Origin of the sequence: Pseudomonas sp. 34 E 7, assembly GCF_900005715.1 — a bacterium.
GTDB lineage: Bacteria > Pseudomonadota > Gammaproteobacteria > Pseudomonadales > Pseudomonadaceae > Aquipseudomonas > Aquipseudomonas orientalis_A.
In genome coordinates, this window is record NZ_CVTX01000160.1 from 45,474 (window position 1) to 68,425 (window position 22,952).

Consider the following 22,952-nt stretch of genomic DNA (forward strand, 5'->3'; position numbering starts at 1 on the left):
TTCAAAAGTGAGCCGCTGTAAAAGCGGAACCATTAGCAGCCGTTACCGCAGAAACGGATATGTACTCGGTCTGATCCAACATCCTGGTCGGCCCTGAGGCCGCCATCGGGGGCAAGCCCCCTCCCACATTTAGATCTGTGAATACATTCAAAGTGTGGGAGGGGCGGTGCGACGATTCGACTTGCCCCCGATAGCGGTCTGAAGCAGTCACAGCTTGGCAATCGACACCTCAGTCGATTTCACAAAGGCAATCACCTCGCTGCCAATCACCAGCTCCAGCTCTTTCACCGAGCGCGTGGTGATTACAGACGTGACAATGCCCGAGGCCGTCTGCACGTCGATCTCCGACAACACGTCGCCCACCACGATTTCCTTGATGGTGCCTTTGAATTGGTTACGCACGTTGATGGCTTTAATAGTCATGATGGTTTTCCTGTACAGGTTATTGAGCCCAACGCAATTGCGTCGGCAGCGGTGAAACAGGTTCGGGTTCCGGCGGTGAGCCGGGCAGCGACAGCACGCGGTTGAGCACTTCGGCCTCCAGCGCGGCCAGGCGATGTGAGCCACGGGCGCGTGGGCGTGGCAGGTCGATGCTCAGGTCGAGGCCGATTTCGCCGTCTTCGATCAGGATCACCCGGTCGGCAATCGCCACGGCTTCGCTGACGTCATGGGTGACCAGCAGCACGGTAAAGCCGTGCTTTTGCCAGAGGTTTTCGATCAGTTGCTGCATCTCGATCCGGGTCAGGGCATCCAGCGCGCCCAGCGGTTCGTCGAGCAGCAACAGGCGCGGCTGGTGAATCAAGGCGCGCGCCAGGGCGACGCGCTGCTTCTGGCCACCGGACAAGGCCGCCGGCCACTCATCGGCACGCTCGGCCAGGCCCACCGCCTCCAACGCTTGCAACGCCCTGGGACGCCAATTGCCCTTGAGGCCCAGGCCGACGTTGTCGATGATCTTTTTCCAAGGTAGCAGGCGCGCTTCCTGGAACATCAGCCGCGTGTCTTCGATCGCCTCGTGCAGCGGCGCGGAGCCCGCCAGCAGTTCGCCGCCACTGGCGTTGTCCAGGCCCGCCAGCAGACGCAGCAAGGTACTCTTGCCGCAACCGCTGCGGCCGACCACGGCCACGAACTGGCCGGCAGGAATATGCAGATCGATGTCCTTGAGCACTTCGCGAGCGCCAAAGGACTTGCGCAACTTGCGCACCGCCAGGGGGATACCCTTGAGCAGGCGCGGGGGTTGTTGAGCCGTCATGCCGCACCTCCCTTGTTCACTTGATACGCCGGGTGCCAGCGCAGCCATACCCGTTCCAGGCCACGCGCCGCCAGGTCGGCCAGCTTGCCGAGGATCGCGTACATCACGATCGCCAGCACCACCACGTCGGTTTGCAGGAATTCGCGGGCATTCATCGCCAGGTAACCGATGCCGGAACTGGCCGAGATGGTTTCCGCCACGATCAACGTCAACCACATGAAGCCCAGGGCAAAGCGCACGCCCACCAGGATCGACGGCAACGCGCCCGGCAGGATCACTTGCCAGAACAGGCTGAAGCCGGACAAACCGTAGCTGCGCGACATTTCCACCAGCGCCGGGTCGACGTTGCGGATGCCGTGGTAGGTGTTCAGGTAGATCGGAAACAATGTGCCCAGCGCTACCAGGAAAATCTTCGCGGTCTCGTCAATCCCGAACCACAGGATCACCAATGGAATCAGCGCCAGGTGCGGCACGTTGCGGATCATCTGCACCGAGCTGTCGAGCAACCGTTCGCCCCACTTCGACAGGCCGGTGATAAAGCCCAGGGCCAGGCCGATGCTGCCACCGATCACAAAGCCCAGGCCCGCGCGCCAGCCGCTGATAGCCAGGTGCGTCCAGATTTCGCCGCTGCGGACCAGGTTGACGCCAGCCTCGATGACCGCACTGGGCGCCGGCAGAATGCGCGTGGACAACCACCCTGCCGTCACCGACAACTGCCACACCGCCAGCAATAGAATGGGCAGCACCCAGGGCGCCACGCGATGGCTGAGTTTCTCAAGGTTCATGGCGCCCCTCAGCTCTGTGATGCAGCTTTGGGAAGGATGTCGTTGGCCACCATCTCGCCGAACGGGCTGACATAGCCGGCGCCTTTCGGCAGTTCGGGACGTTCGATATCCAGGTGCGGGAACAGCAACTCGGCGACCCGATACGACTCTTCCAGGTGCGGATAACCGGAGAAGATAAAGGTGTCGATGCCCAGGTCCGCGTATTCCTTGACCCGCGCCGCAACCGTTGGGCCATCGCCCACCAGCGCCGTGCCCGCGCCGCCGCGCACCAGCCCGACCCCGGCCCACAGGTTGGGGCTGACTTCCAGGTTGTCGCGGCTGCCGCCATGCAAGGCCGCCATGCGCTGCTGGCCCACCGAGTCGAAGCGCGCCAGGGACGCCTGGGCGCGGGCGATGGTGTCGTCGTCCAAGTGGGAGATCAGTTTATCGGCGGCTTTCCAGGCCTCCTCGTTGGTTTCACGCACGATCACATGCAAGCGAATGCCGAAGCGCAGGGTGCGCCCGAGCTTGTCGGCCTTGGCCCGCACCTGCGCGATCTTTTCCGCCACCGCTGCCGGTGGTTCGCCCCAGGTCAGCACCATTTCAACTTGTTCGGCCGCCAGGTCCTGGGCCGCCTCGGACGACCCGCCAAAATACAGCGGCGGGCGTGGCTGCTGGACCGGCGGGTAGAGCAATTTGGCGCCCTTGACGCTGATGTGCTCGCCGTCGTAATCCACGGTTTCGCCTTCAAGCACGCGGCGCCAGATGCGGGTGAATTCCACAGAGGCCTGGTAGCGCTCTTCGTGACTGAGGAACAAGCCGTCGCCGGCCAGTTCCTCCGGGTCACCGCCGGTGACCAGGTTGAACAGTGCGCGGCCACCGGAGAGGCGATCCAGGGTCGCGGCCTGACGTGCGGCTACCGTCGGGGAAATGATCCCGGGGCGCAGCGCGACAAGAAATTTCAGACGCTGGGTCACGGGGATCAGCGAGGCCGCCACCAGCCAGGAGTCTTCGCAGGAGCGCCCGGTCGGGATCAACACCCCGCCGAAGCCCAGGCGGTCGGCGGCCTGTGCCACTTGTTGCAGGTAACCGTGATCGACGGCGCGAGCGCCTTCGGCGGTGCCGAGGTAATGACCGTCGCCGTGGGTAGGCAGGAACCAGAAAATATTGAGGCTCATGGAGTTGTCTCCTGAAGAAGTCGGATTACGGCGCTTTGGCAACAGCGGCGGGTGGGGTCCAGATCACGTCCTTGATGCTCAAGGGCTTGGGAATCAATTTGAGCTGGTAGAAGGTGTCGGCGATTTTCTGCTGGGCCGCGACCACTTCCGGCGTCAGGAACAGTGCGCCGTAGCCCTGGCGTTTCACCGAGGTCAGGGTGATATCAGCCGGCAGGCCGAGCAGCGGCGCGACCTGGTCAGTCACTTGCTGCGGGTTAGCCTTGGACCATTCGCCCACGGCGCGCACTTCTTCCACCAGCGCCTTGATCACCTCGGGATGCTGTTCGGCGTAAGGCTTGGTGGCCAGGTAGAACTGGTGGTTGTCGGCAATACCGGTGCCGTCGCGCAGGGTGCGCGCTTGCAGCTGTTTCTCGGCGGCGGCCTGGTACGGGTCCCAGATCACCCAGGCGTCCACGCTGCCGCGCTCGAAGGCGGCGCGGGCATCGGCGGGCGGCAGGAACACGGTTTTCACGTCGGTGTAGTTGAGGCCGGCGTCTTGCAGGGCACGCACCAGCAGGTAATGCACGTTGGAGCCTTTGTTCAGGACGACGGTTTTGCCCTTGAGCTCAGCCACCGACTTGATCGTAGAGTCTTTGGGCACCAGGATCGCTTCACTGGTCGGCGCCGGTGGCTCATAGGCCACGTAAAGCAGATCCGCACCGGCGGCCTGGGCGAACACCGGTGGGGTTTCGCCGGTGACGCCAAAGTCGATGGAGCCGACATTCAGGCCCTCAAGCAGTTGCGGGCCACCGGGGAACTCGGTCCATTGCACCTGCACGCCCTGAGCAGCCAGGCGCTTTTCCAGCGAGCCCTTGGCCTTGAGCAGCACCAGCGTGCCGTACTTCTGATAACCGATCCGCAGGGTGTCTGCGGCGTGGGCTTGAACGATGGCGCCGAAGGACACAGCCGCAGCAAACAGTGCGACCAGACCGCGACGCAAAATGACAGTGCGCATGGCGCTCTCTCCAAATATGCGAATGGGGTAGTGGCTGCACCTGCTTGGCCGTTGGCGGCTGAGTAAGGTGAGTGTTTCCAGATGTCGGGGTAAGGCTCAAATGCTCCAGCGAGCACTCAACAAGCGTTCATTCAGTACATGCGGGTCCAGCGGTTTCGGGCGGCGGGCCATGGCGCTGTAAAACTGCTCCAGGGCTTCCTGCAGACGCTGTTCAAGCACCGGCACCAACTGCGCCTGGGCACTGCCTTCGCCGTAGGCGATCTGGCTGTCTTCGGCAAAAATCCCGTGGAGCAATTCCTGCGCCTTCAGCGCCGACAACACCGGCTTGAGGGCGTAATCCACCGCCAGCATGTGCGCGATGCTGCCGCCGGTGGCCATCGGCAACACCACCTTGTGGGCCAGGGCCCGCTCGGGCAGCAAGTCGAGTACCGTCTTCAGCGCACCGGAGAACGAGGCCTTGTACACCGGCGTGGCGATCACCAGGCCATCGGCATTCGCCACCTGCTGCAACAGGTCGATGACCTTGGGGCTGTCGAACCGCGCATGCAGCAGGTCTTCGGCCGGGAAGTCACGGATCTGGTAACTCACCACTTCCACGCCCTGGTCCTGCAGCCATTGACGGGTTTTCTCCAGCAAAACCCCGGAGCGGGAACGCTGACTGGGACTGCCTCCAAGTGTTACGACCAGCATGTAGGGAATTCCTTACGCAAGTGTCGGCGGTTCGCTGTGCAGCGATGACGCCAAGGTGGAACAGACCTTAGCAGCAGATTTATATATCTTTAAATCTTATTTATTCATTTGTTTATTCCATAAAAACATATACGGGAAACAGATCGCCGCGCGAAAAAAAAGGCCATCGAAATGGCCTGAATACCCCTGCTTGAAATGCGATCAACATGTGGGAGGGGGCTTGCCCCCGATTACGGTGTGTCAGTGACCAAATTTTTACCTGATCCACCGCTATCGGGGGCAAGCCCCCTCCCACACTGGTCCTGTTTCCAGGTTTGAGCTGTGTTAACGGTTGGGTTGTGGCGTCAGGCGCAGGTATGGCTTCACTGCACGGTAGCCCTTGGGAAAGCGTTTCTTGATCTCTTCCTCGTTCTTGAGCGATGGCACGATCACCACGTCATCGCCGTCCTGCCAGTTGGCCGGTGTGGCGACCTTATGGTTGTCGGTCAACTGCAGCGAGTCGATCACCCGCAGGATTTCGTGGAAATTACGGCCGGTGCTGGCCGGGTAGGTGATGGTCAGGCGGATCTTCTTGTTCGGGTCAATCACGAACAGGGAGCGCACGGTGAGGGTGTCGCTGGCGTTGGGGTGGATCAGGTCGTAGAGATCGGAAACCTTGCGGTCGGCATCGGCCAGGATCGGAAAATTGACGACGGTGTCCTGGGTTTCGTTGATGTCTTCGATCCACTTGTGGTGCGAGTCCACCGGGTCGACCGACAGCGCGATGGCCTTGACGCCGCGCTGGGCGAACTCATCCTTGAGCTTGGCGGTAAAGCCCAGCTCGGTGGTGCACACCGGCGTAAAGTCCGCCGGGTGGGAAAACAGCACACCCCAGCTATCGCCCAGCCATTCGTGGAAACGAATCTTGCCGGCGCTGGAATCCTGTTCGAAGTCGGGGGCGATATCGCCCAGTCTTAGGCTCATGGTGTGGCTCCTGATGAGTGCTTATGGAGCCCACTGTGCATGCATAGGGGGGATTTTAAAAAGAATAAATATCGATTTATCTAGACGATAAAGGAATATTAAAGATCTGTTCATTGGACGTGATCAGCACTGAAGAGCACCATCTTCTTCAAGGTTCGAGAAGGCCTTGAGACGCTGTACAAAGAGGGTTCAGGAAGGGCTTGCGGGGGTTGAGCCCGACTTGAAAAGCAAGACACCTTGCCCGGCATTGCGCCGGGCAAGGTTTTACAGTCTTACAACAGCGGGATCGAGTAGCTGACGATCAAGCGGTTTTCGTCCTGGTTACGCGCGTTGGCGATATCGCTGCGCCACATAGCATTCTTCCATGCCACGCCGACGTTTTTCAGCGGACCTTCCGGCACGACGTAGGCAACAGTGATGTCACGTTCCCACTCGGACTGGCCGGTGAACTCGGTACGGTTGCTGGCAACGGTGTCGATATGGTCGCCTTTGAGGTAAACCACACCGGCGGTCAGGCCAGGTACGCCGACTTTGGCGAAGTCATAGGAGTAGCGAGCTTGCCAGGTACGCTCGCCGGCACGGGCGAACTTCTGGATCTGCATGTCGGTCGTGATGTAGGCCGACGAGCCGTCACCCTGGTTCAGCCAAGGGAAGTCGCTGCTGCCGTTGCTGACCTGGTAACCACCACCGAAGGTGTGACCGGCAACGGAGTACAGGAACAGGCCGCTGTACAGGTTGTTGTCGACTTTGCCGCGACCGGAGTTGACGCCACCGTAGTTGCCTGTGGAGAAGTAGGCGGACTGGTTGCCGTTGTTACCGTCGTCGGAGCTGTTGAAGTAACGCAGGTCAGACTTCAACACGCCCGGACCGATGGCCCAGTTGTGCGTCAGGCCCAGGAAGTGCTGCTTGTAGAAATCTTCCAGGTTGCCGTAGTAGTACTGGGCGGTCAGATCCTTGGTGATCTTGTAGTCGCCACCGGCGTAGTAGAACTTGTTGCTCGAACGCCAGTTCACGCCACGGCTGTTGGCGCCGGAGATGGACAGGCTCTCGTTGTTGCTGGAGTTACGGCCCTTGGCTTTTTCGATCTGGCCGGCGACCAGGGTCAGGTCCTTGATGTCGCTGGAGGTGATCTGGCCACCCTGGAAGGTCTGCGGCAGCAGACGACCATCGTTGGTCACGATAACCGGCAGCTTGGGCTGCAAGGTACCCAGCTTCAATTCAGTCTGGGAAATCTTGGCTTTGGCAGTCAGGCCCAGGCTCGAGTAGTTATCAACGGCTTCGCCATTGGACTTGCTCGGGAAGATGGTGCCGCCGTAGGACGTGGCAGTCGCGCCGTTGGTGCCGCCGCCGGAATCCAGGCGAACACCCAACAGGCCGATAGCGTCAAGACCGAAGCCAACGGTGCCTTGGGTATAACCGGAGATGAAACGCAGATCGAAGCCTTGGCCCCATTCTTCGTTCTTGCTCGGGTTAGCCGTGCCTTCGCGGTTATCGGTGTTGATATAGAAGTTACGCAGACCCAGTGTGGCCTTGCTGTCTTCGATGAAACCGGCAGCGCCTGCTTGCTGGGCGATTGCGCCCAACGCTACAGCCACAGCCAAGGTGGACTTCTTCATGTACCGCTCCTCTCATTTCTAATTTTTGTATTTCTTTGGTCTCGGGTCTGACGCCCTTGATCCAACAGATGCGCGATTAGCGCCGGATAGTGACCACCAAGTCAATCGTAACCTTGTGTGTCTACTACCTTCGTCTAATAGCAGTTGATTTGGTCCCTGCAGGGTAATGAGTTTTTCATACACCCAAAAAGAATTATTTCATTCTTTTTCATACGATCCAGGAATAAGCGAATTCGTGAAACAGGCTGGTCAGGATAGACGACCCCGTCCACAAGCTAATTCCTAAAGGGTATTTTTTAATGCTTTTTTAGATCGATTAGTGTTGACGTTCCATTGCATACGTCACTGATGATCAAAAAGGCGACGCCATCATGGCCAAAGGCACATCATTCCGTCAATTTGTTACAGTTTTTGTATCGGTATTAGTTTCTTTTGATGTCAACGGCTGACGGCCTCTACGAACACGCTATCGGCACAAGTCAACGCTTCTGAAGGGGCATCAGGCATTGGGGATAAACGCGGTCCAATGTGGGAGGGGGCAAGCCCCCTCCCACATTTGGATAGGTATTGGCTGCCAGGCCGGGTTTACAAAGCCTTCTCGAAGATCTTCGAGTTACGCTGATAGTTGTACAGCGATGCCCGCGCCGACGGCAGGCGGTCTACGCTGCTCGGCACGAAGCCGCGCTCACGGAACCAGTGGGCGGTGCGGGTGGTGAGGACGAACAAGGTCTTCAGGCCCTGGGCCCGGGCACGGGTCTGGATGCGCTCAAGCAACACATCGCCGCGCGCGCCATGGCGGTATTCCGGATTCACCGCCAGGCACGCCAATTCACCCGCATCCGAATCCGCGATCTGATACAACGCCGCGCAAGCAATGATCATCCCTTCGCGCTCGACCACGCTGAACTGCTCGATCTCGCGCTCCAGCACTTCGCGCGAGCGACGCACCAGGATGCCCTGCTCTTCCAGCGGGCTGATCAGGTCGAGCAAACCGCCGACGTCCTCGATCGCCGCTTCGCGCACCAGTTCGAATTGCTCCTGGGCGACCAGCGTACCGCCGCCATCGCGGGTGAACAGTTCGGTGAGCAGGGCGCCGTCTTCGACATAGCTGACAATATGGCTGCGCCCTACTCCGCCACGGCAGGCCTCGGCGGCGGCATCGAGCAGCTCGGCCTGGTAGTTGCTGCCCAGACGTTGCAGGTGGGCCGGCACTTGCTGCGGCCGCAGCTCGCGCACCAGGCGGCCGTTTTCATCGATAAGACCGAGATCGGCGCCGAACAGCAGCAATTTGTCGGCACCCAGGTCGATGGCGGCGCGGGTGGCGACGTCTTCGCAGGCCAGGTTGAAGATTTCACCGGTGGGCGAATAACCCAACGGCGACAGCAGCACGATGGAGCGCTCGTCCAGCAGGCGGCCGATGCCTTTGCGGTCGACCCGGCGCACTTCGCCGGTGTGGTGATAGTCCACGCCTTCGAGCACACCGATTGGCCGCGCCGTCACCAGGTTGCCGCTGGCCACCCGCAGGCGCGAGCCCTGCATGGGCGATGAGGCCATGTCCATGGACAGACGCGCTTCGATGGCGATACGCAGGTGCCCCACCGCGTCGATCACGCACTCCAGGGTTGCCGCATCGGTAATGCGCAAGCCGTCGTGATAAGCCGGAACCAGGCCGCGCGCTTCAAGGCGGGCTTCGATTTGCGGACGCGAGCCGTGGACCAGCACCAGTCGCACACCCAGGCTGTGCAACAGCACCAGGTCGTGGACGATATTGCCGAAATTCGGGTGTTCCACACCATCGCCGGGCAGCATGACCACAAAGGTGCAGTCGCGGTGAGCGTTGATGTAGGGCGAAGCGTGACGAAGCCAATTAACGTAGTCGGGCATAACACCTGGGCCTGTAATAAAAAGCAGCCAAAAAGGGATCAATCGTGAAAGCGCACAGCGGGCTGATGGTTATCGTCGGAACAGGCTTGGCGACACGCTCACTCTCCTTCTATGTACGAACAGGCAGGGGTTAATTTATGCGGGTTTCAGGCAGTAATGTTCGATCAGTTCCCGCAATAGACGCACTGTAGGCGTCAAGCGTGACATTTCGAGGTATTCGCCCGGCTGGTGCGCACAGGCGATATCGCCAGGGCCAAGCACCAGGGTTTCGCAACCAAGGCGCTGAAGATAAGGCGCTTCGGTGCCGAACGCCACCGCTTCGGCGCGATGACCGGTCAAACGCTCTGCGACCCGCACCAGTTCGGCATCTTCCGGCTGTTCGAACGGCGGCACTTCGGGGAACAGCGGCGCGTAGTCGATCTTGACCTGATGACGCTCGGCCAGGGGTTGCAGCTTCTGCCGGATGGCGTCGCGCAGGACCTGCGGGTCCATGCCCGGCAACGGCCGCAGGTCGAATTCCAGGGAGCATTGGCCGCAGATGCGGTTGGGGTTGTCGCCGCCATGGATACAGCCAAAGTTCATGGTCGGCTGCGGCACGCTGAACTGCGGGTTGCGGTATTCGCGTTGCCAGGCCAGGCGCAGGCCGCGCAGTTCGCCGATGGCGTCGTGCATGGCTTCCAGGGCGCTGTGGCCCAGGCTCGGGTCCGATGAATGGCCGCTTTGGCCAAGAATGTCGATGCGCTCCATCATCACGCCTTTGTGCAGGCGGATCGGCTTGAGCCCGGTCGGCTCGCCGATCACCGCTGCGCGGCCCAGCGGGCGTCCGGCTTCGGCCAATGCCCGAGCGCCGGACATGGAGCTTTCCTCATCGCACGTGGCGAGGATCAGCAGCGGTTGCTTGAACGGTTGATCGAGCAGCGGCAACACGGCTTCGATGACCAGGGCAAAGAAGCCCTTCATGTCGCAACTGCCCAGTCCTACCCAGCGGCCGTCGACTTCCGTCAGCTTGAGCGGATCGGTTTTCCACAATGCCGCGTCGTAGGGCACCGTGTCGCTGTGACCGGCCAGCACCAGGCCGCCGGGGCCGCTGCCAAAGCTGGCCAGCAGGTTGAATTTGCCGGGGCTGACGTGCTGGATGTCGATGGCAAAGCCCAGGTCGCCCAGCCAGGTGGCGAGCAGATCGATCACCGGGCGGTTGGTCTGGTCCAGCGACGCTTGAGTGCAACTGACCGACGGCGCGGCAATCAACGAGGCAAACTGCTCTTTCATGGACGGTAACGGCATGCGCGGTCTCCAACTTCCCGGATGAGCCCCACTATAGAGCCATCTGCACGACACAATAAACCGTTGCGGCACGTTGCCGGGCTCAGTCCTGTACACTGCACGACCTTGGCAGCCACACTTTTCCCCGGCTGCGCTCCCGATCCTGGATTTTCCGGCCATGCAGAAAGAAACCGAAATCAAGCTCCGCGTCAGCCGCGAAACACTCGCCGCGCTGCGTGAGCACCCGCTACTGAAAAAACGCAACAAAAGTGGCTGGGAACGCCGTGAGTTGATGAATCAGTACTTCGACACCCCCGAACGCGACCTGGCCCAGGCCAAGGTGGCCCTGCGCCTGCGCAAGGACGGTGACGACATCATCCAGACCCTCAAGACCCGCGGCCAAAGTGTTGCCGGCTTGTCGGAACGTAACGAATACAACTGGGACCTGCCCAAAGCCAAGCTCGACGTGAAGAAGCTCGACGGCGAGTGCTGGCCCGAGCAACTGGCCGAGCTGGACAAAAAGACCCTCAAGCCGATCTTTACCACCGACTTCGTGCGTGAACGCGCCGAAATCGCCTGGGGTCGCGGCAAGGCCAAGGTGGTGATCGAAGCCGCCCTGGACCTGGGCCATGTGGTCGTCGGCAAGCAGAAGGAAGAAATCTGCGAGCTGGAACTGGAACTGCGCGAAGGCGAGCCCGCAGCGTTGCTGGAGCTGGCCGCAGAATTGGCAGCGACCCTGGCGCTGATGCCGTGTGACATCAGCAAGGCCGAACGTGGCTATCGCCTGTACGACGCCAGCAGCTATTCCCTGAGCCTGCCGGCACCGCAGATTCACGCCGAAATGCCGTTGGACGATGCCTTCGCCGCAATCATGTGGCACCTGCTGGGCAGCAGCCAGCGCCTGGCCGAGCAATATCGCTTCAATGGCCACTGGCGTCTGCTGCAGGATTGGGTCGAGAACCTCGGCGAATTGCGCGCCCTGATCGGCAGCCTCGGCCAGGCCGCGCCGCGTCAATCCACCAGTGAGCTGCGCAGTGCCCTCGATGCGTTGCTGGAAGACTGGCGCCCGCTGGTCCAGGCCGGTGATGACGACGAAGACATTCGCAAAGCCGCACCGGAGCAGTTCGTTGAAGAATTGCAGGATGTGCGCTGGGGCCTGTTCTCCCTGAACACCTCGCGCTGGCTGCTGGCCCGCACCTGGACCGAAGCGCGCAACGTGCGTGGCAACCGTCAGGGCGCCGCGCAGATCACCAACTGGCTACCGCGCCTGTTGGCCGATGACGCCGTTGCCCTGCAACTGCCGCGTTACCAGCAGCAGCCCGAAGACCTGGCCGAGCAATTGCCGCGCATCGAACGCATCCAGGCCTGGCTGCACCATGCGCGCCACGTGGTGGACATCCCGGAACTGGACCGCTTGTACGGCGAGCTGAACAAGCTGGCGCACCTGGCCAACCAGCCGATTACCGATGAGTCGCTGGATGCACGGATGCACCAGGCGATTGCGGTGTATCAGAATCGGGCCTGGAAGACCTTGCTGCGCCTGTAATATCGCCATCGGAGGCAAGCCCCCTCCCACATTGGATTGCGTTCCCCTGTGGGAGGGGGCTTGCCCCCGATGAGGCCGCCTCTGTCAGCGCAATACTGGCAGACTGGTGGTGGACTTGATCTCCGACAAAGCCACAATCGAATTGACCTCCTGAATCCCCGGCACCATCGACAACTTGTCAAAGAAAAACCGCTCGTACGCCTCGATGTCCGACGCAACAATGCGCAATAAAAAATCCACCGCCCCCATCAGCACGTAACACTCCAGCACTTCCGGAAAGCCACGAATCGCCTCGGTGAACTCGGTGAAGTTGGATCGACCGTGGGCGTTGAGTTTGACCTCGGCGAAGATCTGCGTGTTTAGGCCGATTTTCTTGCGGTCCAGCAGCGTCACCTGGCCGCGAATCACGCCCTCTTCCTTCAACCGCTGGATGCGCCGCCAGCAGGGCGACTGGGACAGGCCGACCTGTTCGGCAATCTGCGCGCTGGAGAGTGAGGCGTCCTCTTGCAGCAGGGCCAGAATACGGCGGTCATACACGTCCAACTCGCTGTGCATAAAAATACCTTCTATGGCGCTTATCTTGAATTATCTGATTCAATTTTGTGCGATTCATGCGCATCTTAGATAAGAAATCTCCCAAGGCGAATGTAAAAATTTCTCCAGTCGAATCTGGAGAGTCAGCATGCACGCCGTCGAAACCGTCCACCCTGTCACCCGCGCCGATGCGTGGGCTGTCGATAGCCTTCAGTGCGAGGCCCATTATCGGATTGCCGCAGAGGCGGAACCGGACGTGCTGTGCCGGGTACTCAATTACTTCGCGCTGCAATTTCTCACGCCCAGCCAGGTGATCGTGAACAGGCAAGACGACCTGCTGCATATCGACATCGTGATGGAAGGCCTGAGCTGGCATCGCGCCCAGGTGATCGGTGAAAAGTTTCGAAACCTGATCAGCGTGTGTTCCGTCGAGCTGTGGCCGGCAGGTAGCGCGCGGCCTCACGCCGTGGTGGCAGCCTCTCGGCAAAAGCCTGCAATACACGCCCAGGGAGAATGTTCAGAAGCTGGCTAGCCTGGGATTACACCCCGACGCCAGGAACCTCCATGTCTCCCGTCCTGCAAGATCGCCCTCTGGAACTGCAACAGTTGCTGCCTGCATTGATCGAGCAGCAACTGATTACGCCAGAGACGGCGCGGCAATTATCGTCCGCTCCCGCCAGCGCCCGGCACCCCCTGGAATTGATCGCCGCACAAGGAACGTGCCTGGAAACACTGACGCAGTGGCTGGCCCGGCACGTCGATCAGCCTTATCTGCGCATCGACCCGTTGAAGATCGACGTGGCGACGGTGGTGCCGCTGATGTCCCACGCCTTCGCCCAGCGTCACACCATCCTTGCAGTGGCCGTGGATGCGCGCAGCGTGACGGTTGCCAGCGCTCAGCCCCATGTCAGCGGCTGGGAGGCCGGGCTGTCCCAGGTACTCAAACGCTCGATCAAACGCGTGGTGGCCAACCCTCAAACCCTCCAGCGCTGTATCAATGAATTTTACCGTCTGGCCAAATCGGTCAGCGGTGCCGACCAGCAAATGGCGCCCCCCGGTACTGTCGAACGGCTCAGCCTGGGCGCCGGCGATAGCGAGCCGCATGCCGATGACGCGCATATCGTCAATATCGTCGACTGGCTGTTGCAGTACGCCTTTGATCAACGGGCCAGCGATATCCATATCGAGCCCTGCCGCGAACAGGGGCGTGTGCGCTTTCGCATTGACGGGCTGTTGCATGACGTCTACCAATTTCCGCCCCAGGTCACCACCGCTGTCGTCAGCCGGCTGAAAAGCCTTGGGCGTATGAATGTGGCGGAGAAGCGCAAGCCCCAGGATGGGCGCATCAACATGAAAACGGCGGGCGTTGAAGTGGAACTGCGCCTGTCGACCTTGCCCACCGCCTTCGGCGAAAAGCTGGTCATGCGCATTTTTGATCCCCAGGTGCTGCTCAAGGATTTCGATCAACTGGGGCTGTCCGCCGACGATCAGCAGCGCTGGCAGATCATGACCCGACAGGCCAACGGCATCATTCTGGTCACCGGCCCCACCGGCTCGGGCAAGACCAGCACGCTCTACAGCACCCTCAGGCAACTGGCGACCCGGGAGGTCAACCTGTGCACGGTGGAGGACCCCATCGAAATGGTCGAGCCGGCATTCAACCAGATGCAGGTGCAGCACAACATCGACCTGACCTTCGCCAGCGGTATCCGCGCGTTGCTGCGCCAGGACCCGGACATCATCATGATCGGCGAGATTCGCGACCAGGAGACCGCCGAGATGGCGATCCAGGCAGCGCTGACCGGGCATCTGGTGCTGTCAACGCTGCACACCAACGATGCGCCGAGCGCCATCAGCCGCTTGCAGGAGTTGGGCATCGCTCATTATTTGATCAAGGCGACGCTGATAGGCGTCATGGCACAGCGCCTGGTGCGTGTGCTGTGCCCCCATTGCAAACGCGCCGTGGCCAACGTCTACGCAGCGGTCGGGTGTGGAGAGTGCCGCGACAGTGGCTATCGGGGCAGGGCCGGGCTTTACGAGATCATGGTTCTGGATGAAACCCTCAAGGCGCTGATCACCCCCGGCGCTGACGTTCAGGCCTTGCGCCATGCCGCACTCGGGCAAGGCATGCACAGCCTGCGGATGGCCGGCATGCAAAAGATGAAGGCGGGGCTGACGACGCTGGCGGAGGTCCTCAGGGTTACCCCTGGGGATTCAGAAACAAATCCTTTGAGCATTGGGCAATGAAACCGTCCTTATCCGTGACGACACCGTTACAATCGACCGAACGTCGTGTCACTGACATCATCAGATAGGGAATCGCAATGCAGATCGGAACCGTACTGCTTCTTTTCGTGGGATTGGCCATTGCCATCCTGTTCATGGGTTTCAAGGTGGTGCCCCAGGGCTACCAGTGGACCGTCGAACGTTTCGGCCGCTATACCAACACCCTCAAGCCCGGCCTGAACATCATCATCCCGGTCATGGACCGCATCGGCCGCAAGATCAACGTGATGGAAAGCGTGCTGGATATCCCGCCCCAGGAAGTGATTACCGCCGACAACGCCACCGTGCAGATTGACGCCGTGTGCTTCTTCCAGGTGGTCAACACTGCCCAGGCCGCGTATGAGGTGAACAACCTCGAACATGCCATTCGCAACCTGCTGCAAACCAATATCCGTACGGTGCTCGGTTCCATGGAGCTGGATGCCATGCTCAGCCAGCGCGACGGTATCAACGAAAAGCTGCTGCGCACCGTCGACGAAGCCACGGCGCCGTGGGGCATCAAGATCACCCGTATCGAAATCAAGGACATCAGCCCGCCCGCCGACCTCATGGCGGCCATGTCCGGGCAAATGAAAGCCGAACGGATCAAGCGTGCGCAGATCCTTGAAGCCGAAGGCCTGCGAGCCTCGGCGATCCTTACAGCCGAGGGCAAGAAACAGGCGCAGATCCTCGAGGCAGAGGGTAGCCGCCAGGCCGCCTTCCTCGAATCCGAAGCCCGTGAACGTCAGGCCGAGGCTGAAGCCCGCGCGACCCAGGTGGTATCGCAAGCGATCGCCTCCGGCAACGTGCAGGCGGTGAACTACTTCGTCGCGCAGAAATACATCGATGCCCTGGGCAAGCTGGCATCGGCCAACAACAGCAAGGTTATCCTGATGCCGCTGGAAGCCAGCCAGGTGATTGGTGCCGTGGGCGGTATCGGCGAGATCGTCAAAGCCACCTTCGACAACAAGAAAGGCTGAGGTCGCCACCATGTGGGATTTCCTGCAGCATCTTTCGTTCTGGGACTGGTTGGCGCTGGGCACCGTGTTGTTGATTCTCGAGGTGTTCGGTGCCGGAGGCTACCTGTTGTGGATGGGTATCGCCGCAGCGGCCGTGGGCGTGATCAAGTTTATCGTCCCGCCCCTTGGGCTGGAGTGGCAACTGCTGCTGTTCGCCCTGTTGTCGATATTGACGGCCGTGTACTGGTGGAGACGCCAACGCAGCAGCGCCAAGGCCAGCGACCAGCCCGGCTTGAACGAGCGCGGCTCAGAGCTGGTCGGGCGCACGTTCGTGGTGCATCAGGCGATAGTGGACGGCAGGGGCAAGGTCAAGGTCGGCGATGGCGTATGGATGGTCACCGGTACCGATGCCCCTGTAGGCGCTCAAGTCCGGGTAATTGGGCAGGATGGCGTGGTTTTAAAGGTTGAAACTGTTTAGTCAGTGATGGAACTGGATAAGGTTAACTACAATCAAAACGTACAGATAACCCACCGGAGTCACCCATCATGCGTCTTAAATATGCTGTCGCAACCCTCGCTGTGCTCTCCCTCCCTGTCGGCTCAGCCATGGCCGACAGCTTCTGGCGTAATGTCATCTCGTCGGGCGCCACCACCGGCTCGACCTACCTGACCTTCAAGGACCACAAAATGGTCGTCGCCGCCCAGGACGACGCCGGCAGCTTCGTCGCCAGCGACGGCGGCATCCGCGGCCCGTATCTGGAGGCGGCCATGCAGAAAGTGCGCGCCGACAACCCTGGCCTGCAGGCCACGGACATGGAACTGGCCAACGCCATCCTCGCGAAGAACGCTGTTACCGAGTAACGACTACAGCGTAAAGAATGCCGCTTTTTCAAGCGGCATTTTTTTGCCTGCAACATGACGAATCGTTCACGGGCGACAGGCTATATTCAGTCGAGCCGTGCAACCATGCAGGACTCACACGTCCATCACTCATCGCCTACCGGATGCCTTCTTCGTCATGAGCCAACAGCCTTTCCTGCCGTTCTCCAAACCTACCATTGACGAAGCCACGATCTCGGCGGTCGGCGATGTCCTGCGTTCCGGCTGGATCACCAGTGGGCCGAAGGTGCAGGCATTCGAAGCGCAGTTGTCGGAATACTTTGGCGGTCGTCCGGTGCGCACCTTCAACTCCGGCACCTGCACCATGGAAATTGCCTTGCGCATCGCCGGTATCGGGCCTGGGGATGAAGTCATCACGACGCCGATCTCCTGGGTCGCCACGGCCAACGTCATCCTCGAGGTGGGCGCCACTCCGGTCTTTGCCGATATCGACCCGGTCACCCGCAACATCGATCTGGCTCAGGTTGAAGCGGCGATCACTCCACGCACCAAGGCAATCATCCCGGTCTACCTGGCCGGTTTGCCCCTGGATATGCCGATGCTCTATGCGCTGGCCAACAAGTACAAGCTGCGCATCGTCGAGGATGCCGCCCAGGCGCTCGGGTCCAGTTGGGACGGCGAACGCATCGGCGCTACCGGCGACTTCGTGTCGTTCAGCTTCCAGGCGAACAAGAACATCACTTCATCCGAAGGCGGCTGCCTGGTGCTGAACAACGCCGAAGAAGCCCGCCTGGCCGAGAAATACCGCCTGCAAGGCGTGACCCGCAGCGGTTTCGACGGCCTGGATGTGGACGTGCTGGGCGGCAAGTTCAACATGACCGATATCGCCGCTGCCATCGGCCTCGGGCAATTTGCCCACATCGAGAAGATCACCGCCCATCGCCAGAACCTGGCACGCCACTACTTCGAATGCTTCGGCAGTGATTTTGAACAACAGTACGGCGCGCAACTGCCGCCGGCGGACTTCGAAAACAGCAACTGGCACCTGTTCCAACTGGTATTGCCGGAGCGTCAGGATGGTCTGCCCGCCCGCGCTACGTTTATGGAGCAGATGCAGGCCCTTGGCGTCGGCATTGGCTATCACTACCCGCCCATCCACCTGCTGAGCCTGTATCGGGCACAGGGCTTCAAGGAAGGGATGTTCCCGGTGGCGGAGCGTGTTGGGCGATTGATCGTGTCGTTGCCGATGTTCACGGCGATGACGGAGGCGGATGTGGAGCGGGCTGTTGCGGCGGTCAAAACGGTATTGAAAGCAGGCTGATCACTTAATGTGGGAGGGGGCTTGCCCCCGATTGAGGTGGGTCAGCCACTGATGAGGAGACTGACACTCCGCCATCGGGGGCAAGCCCCCTCCCACAGGGGATCTGCGCTAACTGACCAGCATTAGGGCAAGCCCCCTCCCACATTGGGTTCTGTGTTACTCGCCGATAGCGGCTTTGTAGCCGGCAGCGTCCAGCAGTTTCTCCAGATCAGCTGCGTTGCTTGGCTTGAGCTTGAAGATCCAGGCGCCGTAAGGGTCGGAGTTCAACAGCTCAGGACTGCCGCTCAACTCTTCGTTGACCGCAATCACCTCGCCTGCAACCGGGGCATAGATGTCCGAAGCCGCCTTCACCGACTCAACCACACCCGCCTGCCCTTGGGCTTCAAATGTGGCACCCACCTCGGCCAGCTCAACAAACACCACATCGCCCAGCGCTTCCTGGGCATGGTCGGAGATCCCGACGGTCACGCTGCCGTCGGCTTCCAGACGGGCCCACTCATGACTTTCGGCAAAACGCAGGTCGGCAGGGATATTGCTCATAGTCTGTGTCCTCAAGAAGAAATGTCAGCGGCCGGTGGCCTGCCGGAAAATAGTTAGATCAAGGTTTTGCCATGGCGGACGAAGGTCGGCTTGACCACTCGAACCGGGTACCACTTGCCGCGGATTTCCACTTCGGCCCGGTCGGCAGTCGCTGTCGGTACACGCGCCAGGGCAATGGATTTGCTAAGCGTAGGAGAGAAACTACCACTGGTGATCTCCCCTTCGCCAACATTGGCGATACGAACCACCTGGTGAGCACGCAGAACCCCACGTTCTTCCAGGACCAGCCCGACCAATTTGAACTGCACACCGGCCGCTTTTTCCGCTTCCAGCGCGGCGCGGCCGATAAAATTGCGTCCTGCCGGTTCCCAGGCGATGCTCCAGGCCATATTGGCCGCCAGGGGCGACACCTGCTGGTGGATATCCTGGCCATACAGGTTCATGCCGGCCTCCAGGCGCAAGGTATCGCGCGCGCCGAGGCCGATGGGGGAAATGCCGGCGCCCACCAGGTCGTTGAAAAAACCCGGCGCCTGGTCCGCAGGCAGGACAATTTCCAGGCCGTCTTCGCCGGTGTAACCGGTGCGGGCGATAAACCAGTCGCCGTCGGCCTGGCCTTCGAAAGGTTTGAGCTGATGGATCAGGGTGCCACGGGACTGGGTCACCAGTTCGGCGATCTTCTGCCGCGCGTGGGGACCTTGAATGGCGAGCATGGCCAGCTCGGAGCGCTCCTGCAACTGCACCTGATAGCTGCCCAGCTGCGCCTGCATCCAGGCCATGTCCTGGTCACGGGTGGCGGCGTTGACCACCAGTCGGTAACCGGTTTCGGTACGGTAGACGATCATGTCGTCCACCACCCCGCCCTGCTCGTTGAGCATGGCGCTGTACAACGCGCGGCCGCAGCCGTGCAATCGATCGACATCATTGGCCAGCAGGTGCTGGAGCCATTCCTTGGCCTGGGGGCCGGTGACATCGATCACGGTCATATGAGATACATCGAACACCCCGCAGTCGCGCCGCACCTGATGGTGCTCCTCAACTTGCGAGCCGTAATGCAAAGGCATATCCCAACCGCCAAAATCGACCATTTTCGCGCCGAGGGCGAGATGCAGGTCATACAGAGGCGTACGCTGTCCCATGGGTTTCTCCTTCCGGGCTTGGCGAAGGTGCGCAGAGCTGCCACTTGCGCCGAACACCTTGAACGACAAGGCCCGCAGCCACATACAGCAGGTCGATCCGAAAGACGGAGCACACCGAATGCCGCGCATTGTAGCCGCAAGCTGTAGGACTGGCACCTAGCCGATTTGTCGTGCGGAGCGTCGGATCAACCCGATGACCGGCAGCAACCCGACCAGCACCAGGGTCAACGCCGGCAGCGAGGCCCGCGCCCATTCCCCTTCACTGGTCATTTCAAAGATGCGCACCGCCAGGGTGTCCCAGCCAAACGGGCGCATCAGCAAGGTGGCGGGCATTTCCTTGAGCACATCGACAAACACCAGCAGCGCCGCGCTCAGGGTGCCGGGCAGCAACAGCGGCAGATACACCTTGCAAAACAGTTGTGGCCCACTCACGCCCAGGCTGCGTGCGGCCTCGGGCAACGACGGGCGAATACGCGCCAGGCTGTTTTCCAGAGGCCCGTAGGCGACCGCCAGGAATCGCACCAGATACGCCAGCACCAGCGCCGACAGGCTGCCCAGCAGCAACGGCTTGCCCGCGCCGCCCAGCCAGCCCGACAGCGGCACCACCAGTTCGCGGTCCAGATAGCTGAAGGCCAACATGATCGACACCGCCAACACCGACCCGGGCAAGGCATAACCGACATTCGCCAGGCTGATGCCGGAGCGGATCGCCCGCGTCGGCGCCAGGCGGTTGGCGAACGCCAGTATCAGCGCCACGCTGACAGTCACCAGCGCCGCTATCCCACCCAGGTACAGCGTATGCACGATCAGGCCGGTGTAGCGCTCATCCAGATCGAAGCGGCCGCGCTGCCAGAACCAGGCCACCAGTTGCAGCATCGGGATCACAAACGCGCAGGCGAACACCAGGCCACACCAACCGCTGGCCGCGGCCGCCTTGAACCCACGCAGGTGATACAGCGCCTTGCTGCGCGGGCGCTCGTTGCCGGGTCGGCTCGCTCCCCGCGCGCGCCGTTCGCCATACAGCACCAGCATCACCACCAGCAACAACAGGCTGGCCAGTTGGGCGGCGCTGGACAGGCTGAAAAAGCCGTACCAGGTTTTATAGATGGCGGTGGTGAATGTGTCGAAATTGAACACCGAGACCGCACCAAAATCCGCCAGAGTTTCCATCAGGGCCAAGGCGACACCGGCACCAATCGCCGGCCGCGCCATGGGCAGCGCCACGCGCCAGAACGCCTGCCACGGCGACTGGCCCAGCACCCGTGCCGCTTCCATCAAGCCCTTGCCCTGGGCCAGGAATGCCGAACGCGCCAGCAGATAGACATAGGGGTAGAACACCAGCACCAAGACGATGATCACGCCGCTGGTGGAGCGCACGCGGGGCAGGCGCAGCCCGGCGCCGAACCCTTCGCGCAGCAGGGTCTGCACCGGGCCTGCAAAGTCCAGCAGTCCTACAAACACGAAGGCCAGCACATAGGCCGGAATCGCAAAGGGCAGCATCAACGCCCAATCCAGCCAGCGCCGCCCCGGGAACTCGCAAAGGCTGGTCAGCCAGGCCAGGCTCACCCCCAGCAAGGTCACGCCAACGCCGACGCCGAGTACCAGGGTCAAGGTGTTGCCCAGTAAGCGAGGCATCTGGGTGTCCCACAGGTGGGACCAGATTTGTAGATCGATGCTTTGCCAGGACAGCAACAGCACGCTCAGCGGCAGCAGCACCAGGGCGGCGACGGTGAAGACCGGCAGGTACCAGCGGCGTTGGGCGGGGTGGGCCAAGAGCAAATTCCCTGGGAATGGACTGTCTGACAGCAGACATAAAACAGTGCGGGAGGTGGCCGTCTGTAGGAGCGAGCTTGCTCGCGAAAAACGTCAACGATAACGCGCGCTTCCTGAATGAACGCGGTGCCTGTGAGTTTTTCGCGAGCAAGCTCGCTCCTACAAAAAGCTTTAACGATTTAGAAACTCAGTTCCAACCGGCGCGGTCCATCAAGCGGATGGCCTCGGCCTGACGCTTGCCCGCCACTTCCACCGGCAAGGTATCGGCCACGAATTTGCCCCAGGTCGCCACTTCGGCCGACGGCGGTACCGCCGGGTTGGCCGGGAACTCCTGGTTCACGTCGGCGAAGATCTTCTGCGCCTCGGGCGTGGTCATCCATTCCACCAGGGCCTTGGCCGCTGCCGGGTGTGGCGCGTGTTTGGTCAAGCCAATGCCCGACAGGTTCACATGCACGCCACGGTCGCCCTGGTTCGGCCAGAACAGCTTCACCGCCAGGTCCGGCTTCTGCTTGTGCAGGCGACCGTAGTAGTAAGTGTTGACGATACCCACGTCGCATTGCCCGGCGTTGATCGCCTCCAGCACGGCGATATCGTCGGAGAACACGTCGGTGGACAGGTTATTCACCCAGCCTTTGACGATTTCTTCGGTCTTGGCCGCGCCGTGGGTCTCGATCAGCGTGGCGGTCAGGGACTGGTTATAGACCTTTTTGGCCGTGCGCAGGCACAGGCGGCCTTCCCACTGTTTGTCGGCCAGGGCTTCGTAGGTGGTCAGTTCGCCCGGTTTTACCCGGTCGGTGGAATAGGCGATGGTGCGCGCGCGCAGGCTCAACCCGGTCCACGCATGGGCCGAGGAGCGGTATTGCAGCGGAATATTCTTGTCGATCACCTCGGAGGTGAACGGCTGCAGGATGCCCATCTGCTCGGCCTGCCAGAGGTTGCCGGCGTCGACGGTGAGCAGCAGGTCAGCGGTGGCATTTTCGCCCTCGGCCTTGATGCGCTGCATCAGCGGGGCTTCCTTGTCGGTGATGAACTTCACCTGTACGCCGGTCTTGCGGGTATAGGCGTCGAACACCGGCTTGATCAGTTCGTCGATGCGCGAGGAGTAGACCACCACTTCGTCGGCGGCCTGCGCGGTGGCGCTGCCGATCAGGGTGAGTGCCAGGGCAGTCAGGAGGCGCTTGGATGCCAACATGGGTGCGGTCTCTCATTTGCAAAAAGTGCGCAAATGATAAGGACTCACATTTGGTAACGCTTGATGGAGGCGTTACCAGATGTTGCACGGTTTGAGGTATGTGTGAGGGCTGGCGGCCTCATCGGGGCATAGGTATCTACACAACCCAGCTGCGCCCAACCGTAACCACGATGCGAAGCGAGTCGCTCTTGATCTGGCTTTTGATCCTAGGCGCCCCGTTAAACCACGCTGGCCGAACGCAGGCT

General features: G+C 61.1%; 22 protein-coding genes. 7 read left to right on the forward strand and 15 right to left on the reverse strand.

Annotation, left to right across the window (positions count from 1 at the left end; genetic code table 11):
- Positions 1–207: 207 nt before the first annotated feature.
- The 10 genes from BFP96_RS21195 to argE form a co-directional block, all read right to left on the reverse strand.
- A complete protein-coding gene (locus BFP96_RS21195; RefSeq protein WP_003176783.1) occupies positions 208–423 on the reverse strand; it encodes a TOBE domain-containing protein in 216 nt (71 codons plus the stop codon).
- A gap of 19 nt (positions 424–442) precedes the next feature.
- Positions 443–1,249 carry an aliphatic sulfonates ABC transporter ATP-binding protein gene (gene ssuB, locus BFP96_RS21200; RefSeq protein WP_065887044.1) on the reverse strand — a complete coding sequence of 269 codons (807 nt, stop codon included), beginning with the start codon at positions 1,247–1,249 and terminating at the stop codon, positions 443–445.
- Positions 1,246–2,034, reverse strand: coding sequence for an aliphatic sulfonate ABC transporter permease SsuC (gene ssuC / locus BFP96_RS21205; protein ID WP_065893886.1), 789 nt, complete (start codon positions 2,032–2,034; stop codon positions 1,246–1,248). The genes ssuB and ssuC overlap by 4 nt, the downstream gene beginning before the upstream one ends.
- Positions 2,035–2,042: 8 nt before the next feature.
- The gene (gene ssuD, locus BFP96_RS21210; RefSeq protein WP_065887042.1) at positions 2,043–3,191 is read right to left on the reverse strand and encodes an FMNH2-dependent alkanesulfonate monooxygenase; all 1,149 of its coding nucleotides are present in this window, start codon (positions 3,189–3,191) and stop codon (positions 2,043–2,045) included.
- A gap of 25 nt (positions 3,192–3,216) precedes the next feature.
- Complete coding sequence (locus tag BFP96_RS21215) at positions 3,217–4,185, reverse strand: sulfonate ABC transporter substrate-binding protein (RefSeq protein WP_065887041.1); 969 nt, start codon at positions 4,183–4,185, stop codon at positions 3,217–3,219.
- A gap of 96 nt (positions 4,186–4,281) precedes the next feature.
- The gene (gene ssuE, locus BFP96_RS21220) at positions 4,282–4,875 is read right to left on the reverse strand and encodes an NADPH-dependent FMN reductase (RefSeq protein ID WP_057723407.1); all 594 of its coding nucleotides are present in this window, start codon (positions 4,873–4,875) and stop codon (positions 4,282–4,284) included.
- Between the two features lie 324 nt (positions 4,876–5,199).
- Positions 5,200–5,838: a peroxiredoxin gene (locus BFP96_RS21225; protein ID WP_065936954.1), complete on the reverse strand. Its 639-nt coding sequence runs from the start codon at positions 5,836–5,838 to the stop codon at positions 5,200–5,202.
- Positions 5,839–6,110: 272 nt separating this feature from the next.
- Entirely contained in the window at positions 6,111–7,454 is a 1,344-nt protein-coding gene (locus tag BFP96_RS21230; RefSeq protein WP_065887039.1) for an OprD family porin, read from the reverse strand.
- 585 nt (positions 7,455–8,039) lie between these two features.
- Positions 8,040–9,338 (reverse strand): amino-acid N-acetyltransferase, encoded by a 1,299-nt coding sequence (argA, locus tag BFP96_RS21235; RefSeq protein ID WP_065893887.1) that lies wholly within the window; start codon positions 9,336–9,338, stop codon positions 8,040–8,042.
- A 135-nt stretch (positions 9,339–9,473) separates the two neighbouring features.
- The gene (gene argE / locus BFP96_RS21240; protein WP_065936955.1) at positions 9,474–10,622 is read right to left on the reverse strand and encodes an acetylornithine deacetylase; all 1,149 of its coding nucleotides are present in this window, start codon (positions 10,620–10,622) and stop codon (positions 9,474–9,476) included.
- Positions 10,623–10,779: 157 nt separating this feature from the next.
- On the opposite strand from argE, the gene BFP96_RS21245 reads away from it, so the two are divergent.
- The gene (locus BFP96_RS21245) at positions 10,780–12,147 is read left to right on the forward strand and encodes a CYTH domain-containing protein (RefSeq protein WP_065887036.1); all 1,368 of its coding nucleotides are present in this window, start codon (positions 10,780–10,782) and stop codon (positions 12,145–12,147) included.
- Positions 12,148–12,231: 84 nt separating this feature from the next.
- Here BFP96_RS21245 and BFP96_RS21250 read toward each other — a convergent pair whose 3' ends face one another.
- Entirely contained in the window at positions 12,232–12,702 is a 471-nt protein-coding gene (locus BFP96_RS21250; protein ID WP_043046970.1) for an Lrp/AsnC family transcriptional regulator, read from the reverse strand.
- Between the two features lie 127 nt (positions 12,703–12,829).
- Here BFP96_RS21250 and BFP96_RS21255 point away from each other — a divergent pair, with 127 nt between their 5' ends.
- From BFP96_RS21255 to BFP96_RS21280, 6 genes are all read left to right on the forward strand, one after another.
- The gene (locus tag BFP96_RS21255) at positions 12,830–13,213 is read left to right on the forward strand and encodes a hypothetical protein (RefSeq protein ID WP_065893889.1); all 384 of its coding nucleotides are present in this window, start codon (positions 12,830–12,832) and stop codon (positions 13,211–13,213) included.
- Positions 13,214–13,245: 32 nt separating this feature from the next.
- Entirely contained in the window at positions 13,246–14,928 is a 1,683-nt protein-coding gene (locus BFP96_RS21260; protein ID WP_065936956.1) for a GspE/PulE family protein, read from the forward strand.
- Between the two features lie 77 nt (positions 14,929–15,005).
- Positions 15,006–15,926 carry an SPFH domain-containing protein gene (locus BFP96_RS21265; RefSeq protein WP_065893891.1) on the forward strand — a complete coding sequence of 307 codons (921 nt, stop codon included), beginning with the start codon at positions 15,006–15,008 and terminating at the stop codon, positions 15,924–15,926.
- 10 nt (positions 15,927–15,936) lie between these two features.
- Entirely contained in the window at positions 15,937–16,383 is a 447-nt protein-coding gene (locus BFP96_RS21270; RefSeq protein WP_065887032.1) for an NfeD family protein, read from the forward strand.
- Between the two features lie 68 nt (positions 16,384–16,451).
- On the forward strand, positions 16,452–16,766 hold the full coding sequence (locus BFP96_RS21275) for a DUF2388 domain-containing protein (protein ID WP_057723397.1): 315 nt from the start codon (positions 16,452–16,454) through the stop codon (positions 16,764–16,766).
- 157 nt (positions 16,767–16,923) lie between these two features.
- The gene (locus BFP96_RS21280; protein WP_065887031.1) at positions 16,924–18,066 is read left to right on the forward strand and encodes a DegT/DnrJ/EryC1/StrS family aminotransferase; all 1,143 of its coding nucleotides are present in this window, start codon (positions 16,924–16,926) and stop codon (positions 18,064–18,066) included.
- A gap of 156 nt (positions 18,067–18,222) precedes the next feature.
- Here the strand turns inward: BFP96_RS21280 and gcvH are convergent, their stop codons facing one another.
- The 4 genes from gcvH to BFP96_RS21300 form a co-directional block, all read right to left on the reverse strand.
- On the reverse strand, positions 18,223–18,606 hold the full coding sequence (gcvH, locus tag BFP96_RS21285; protein WP_065887030.1) for a glycine cleavage system protein GcvH: 384 nt from the start codon (positions 18,604–18,606) through the stop codon (positions 18,223–18,225).
- A gap of 53 nt (positions 18,607–18,659) precedes the next feature.
- Positions 18,660–19,742, reverse strand: coding sequence for a glycine cleavage system aminomethyltransferase GcvT (gcvT, locus tag BFP96_RS21290; RefSeq protein WP_065897672.1), 1,083 nt, complete (start codon positions 19,740–19,742; stop codon positions 18,660–18,662).
- A 156-nt stretch (positions 19,743–19,898) separates the two neighbouring features.
- On the reverse strand, positions 19,899–21,515 hold the full coding sequence (locus BFP96_RS21295) for an ABC transporter permease (protein WP_065936957.1): 1,617 nt from the start codon (positions 21,513–21,515) through the stop codon (positions 19,899–19,901).
- A 187-nt stretch (positions 21,516–21,702) separates the two neighbouring features.
- Entirely contained in the window at positions 21,703–22,707 is a 1,005-nt protein-coding gene (locus BFP96_RS21300) for an extracellular solute-binding protein (RefSeq protein WP_065936958.1), read from the reverse strand.
- Positions 22,708–22,952: the final 245 nt, after the last annotated feature.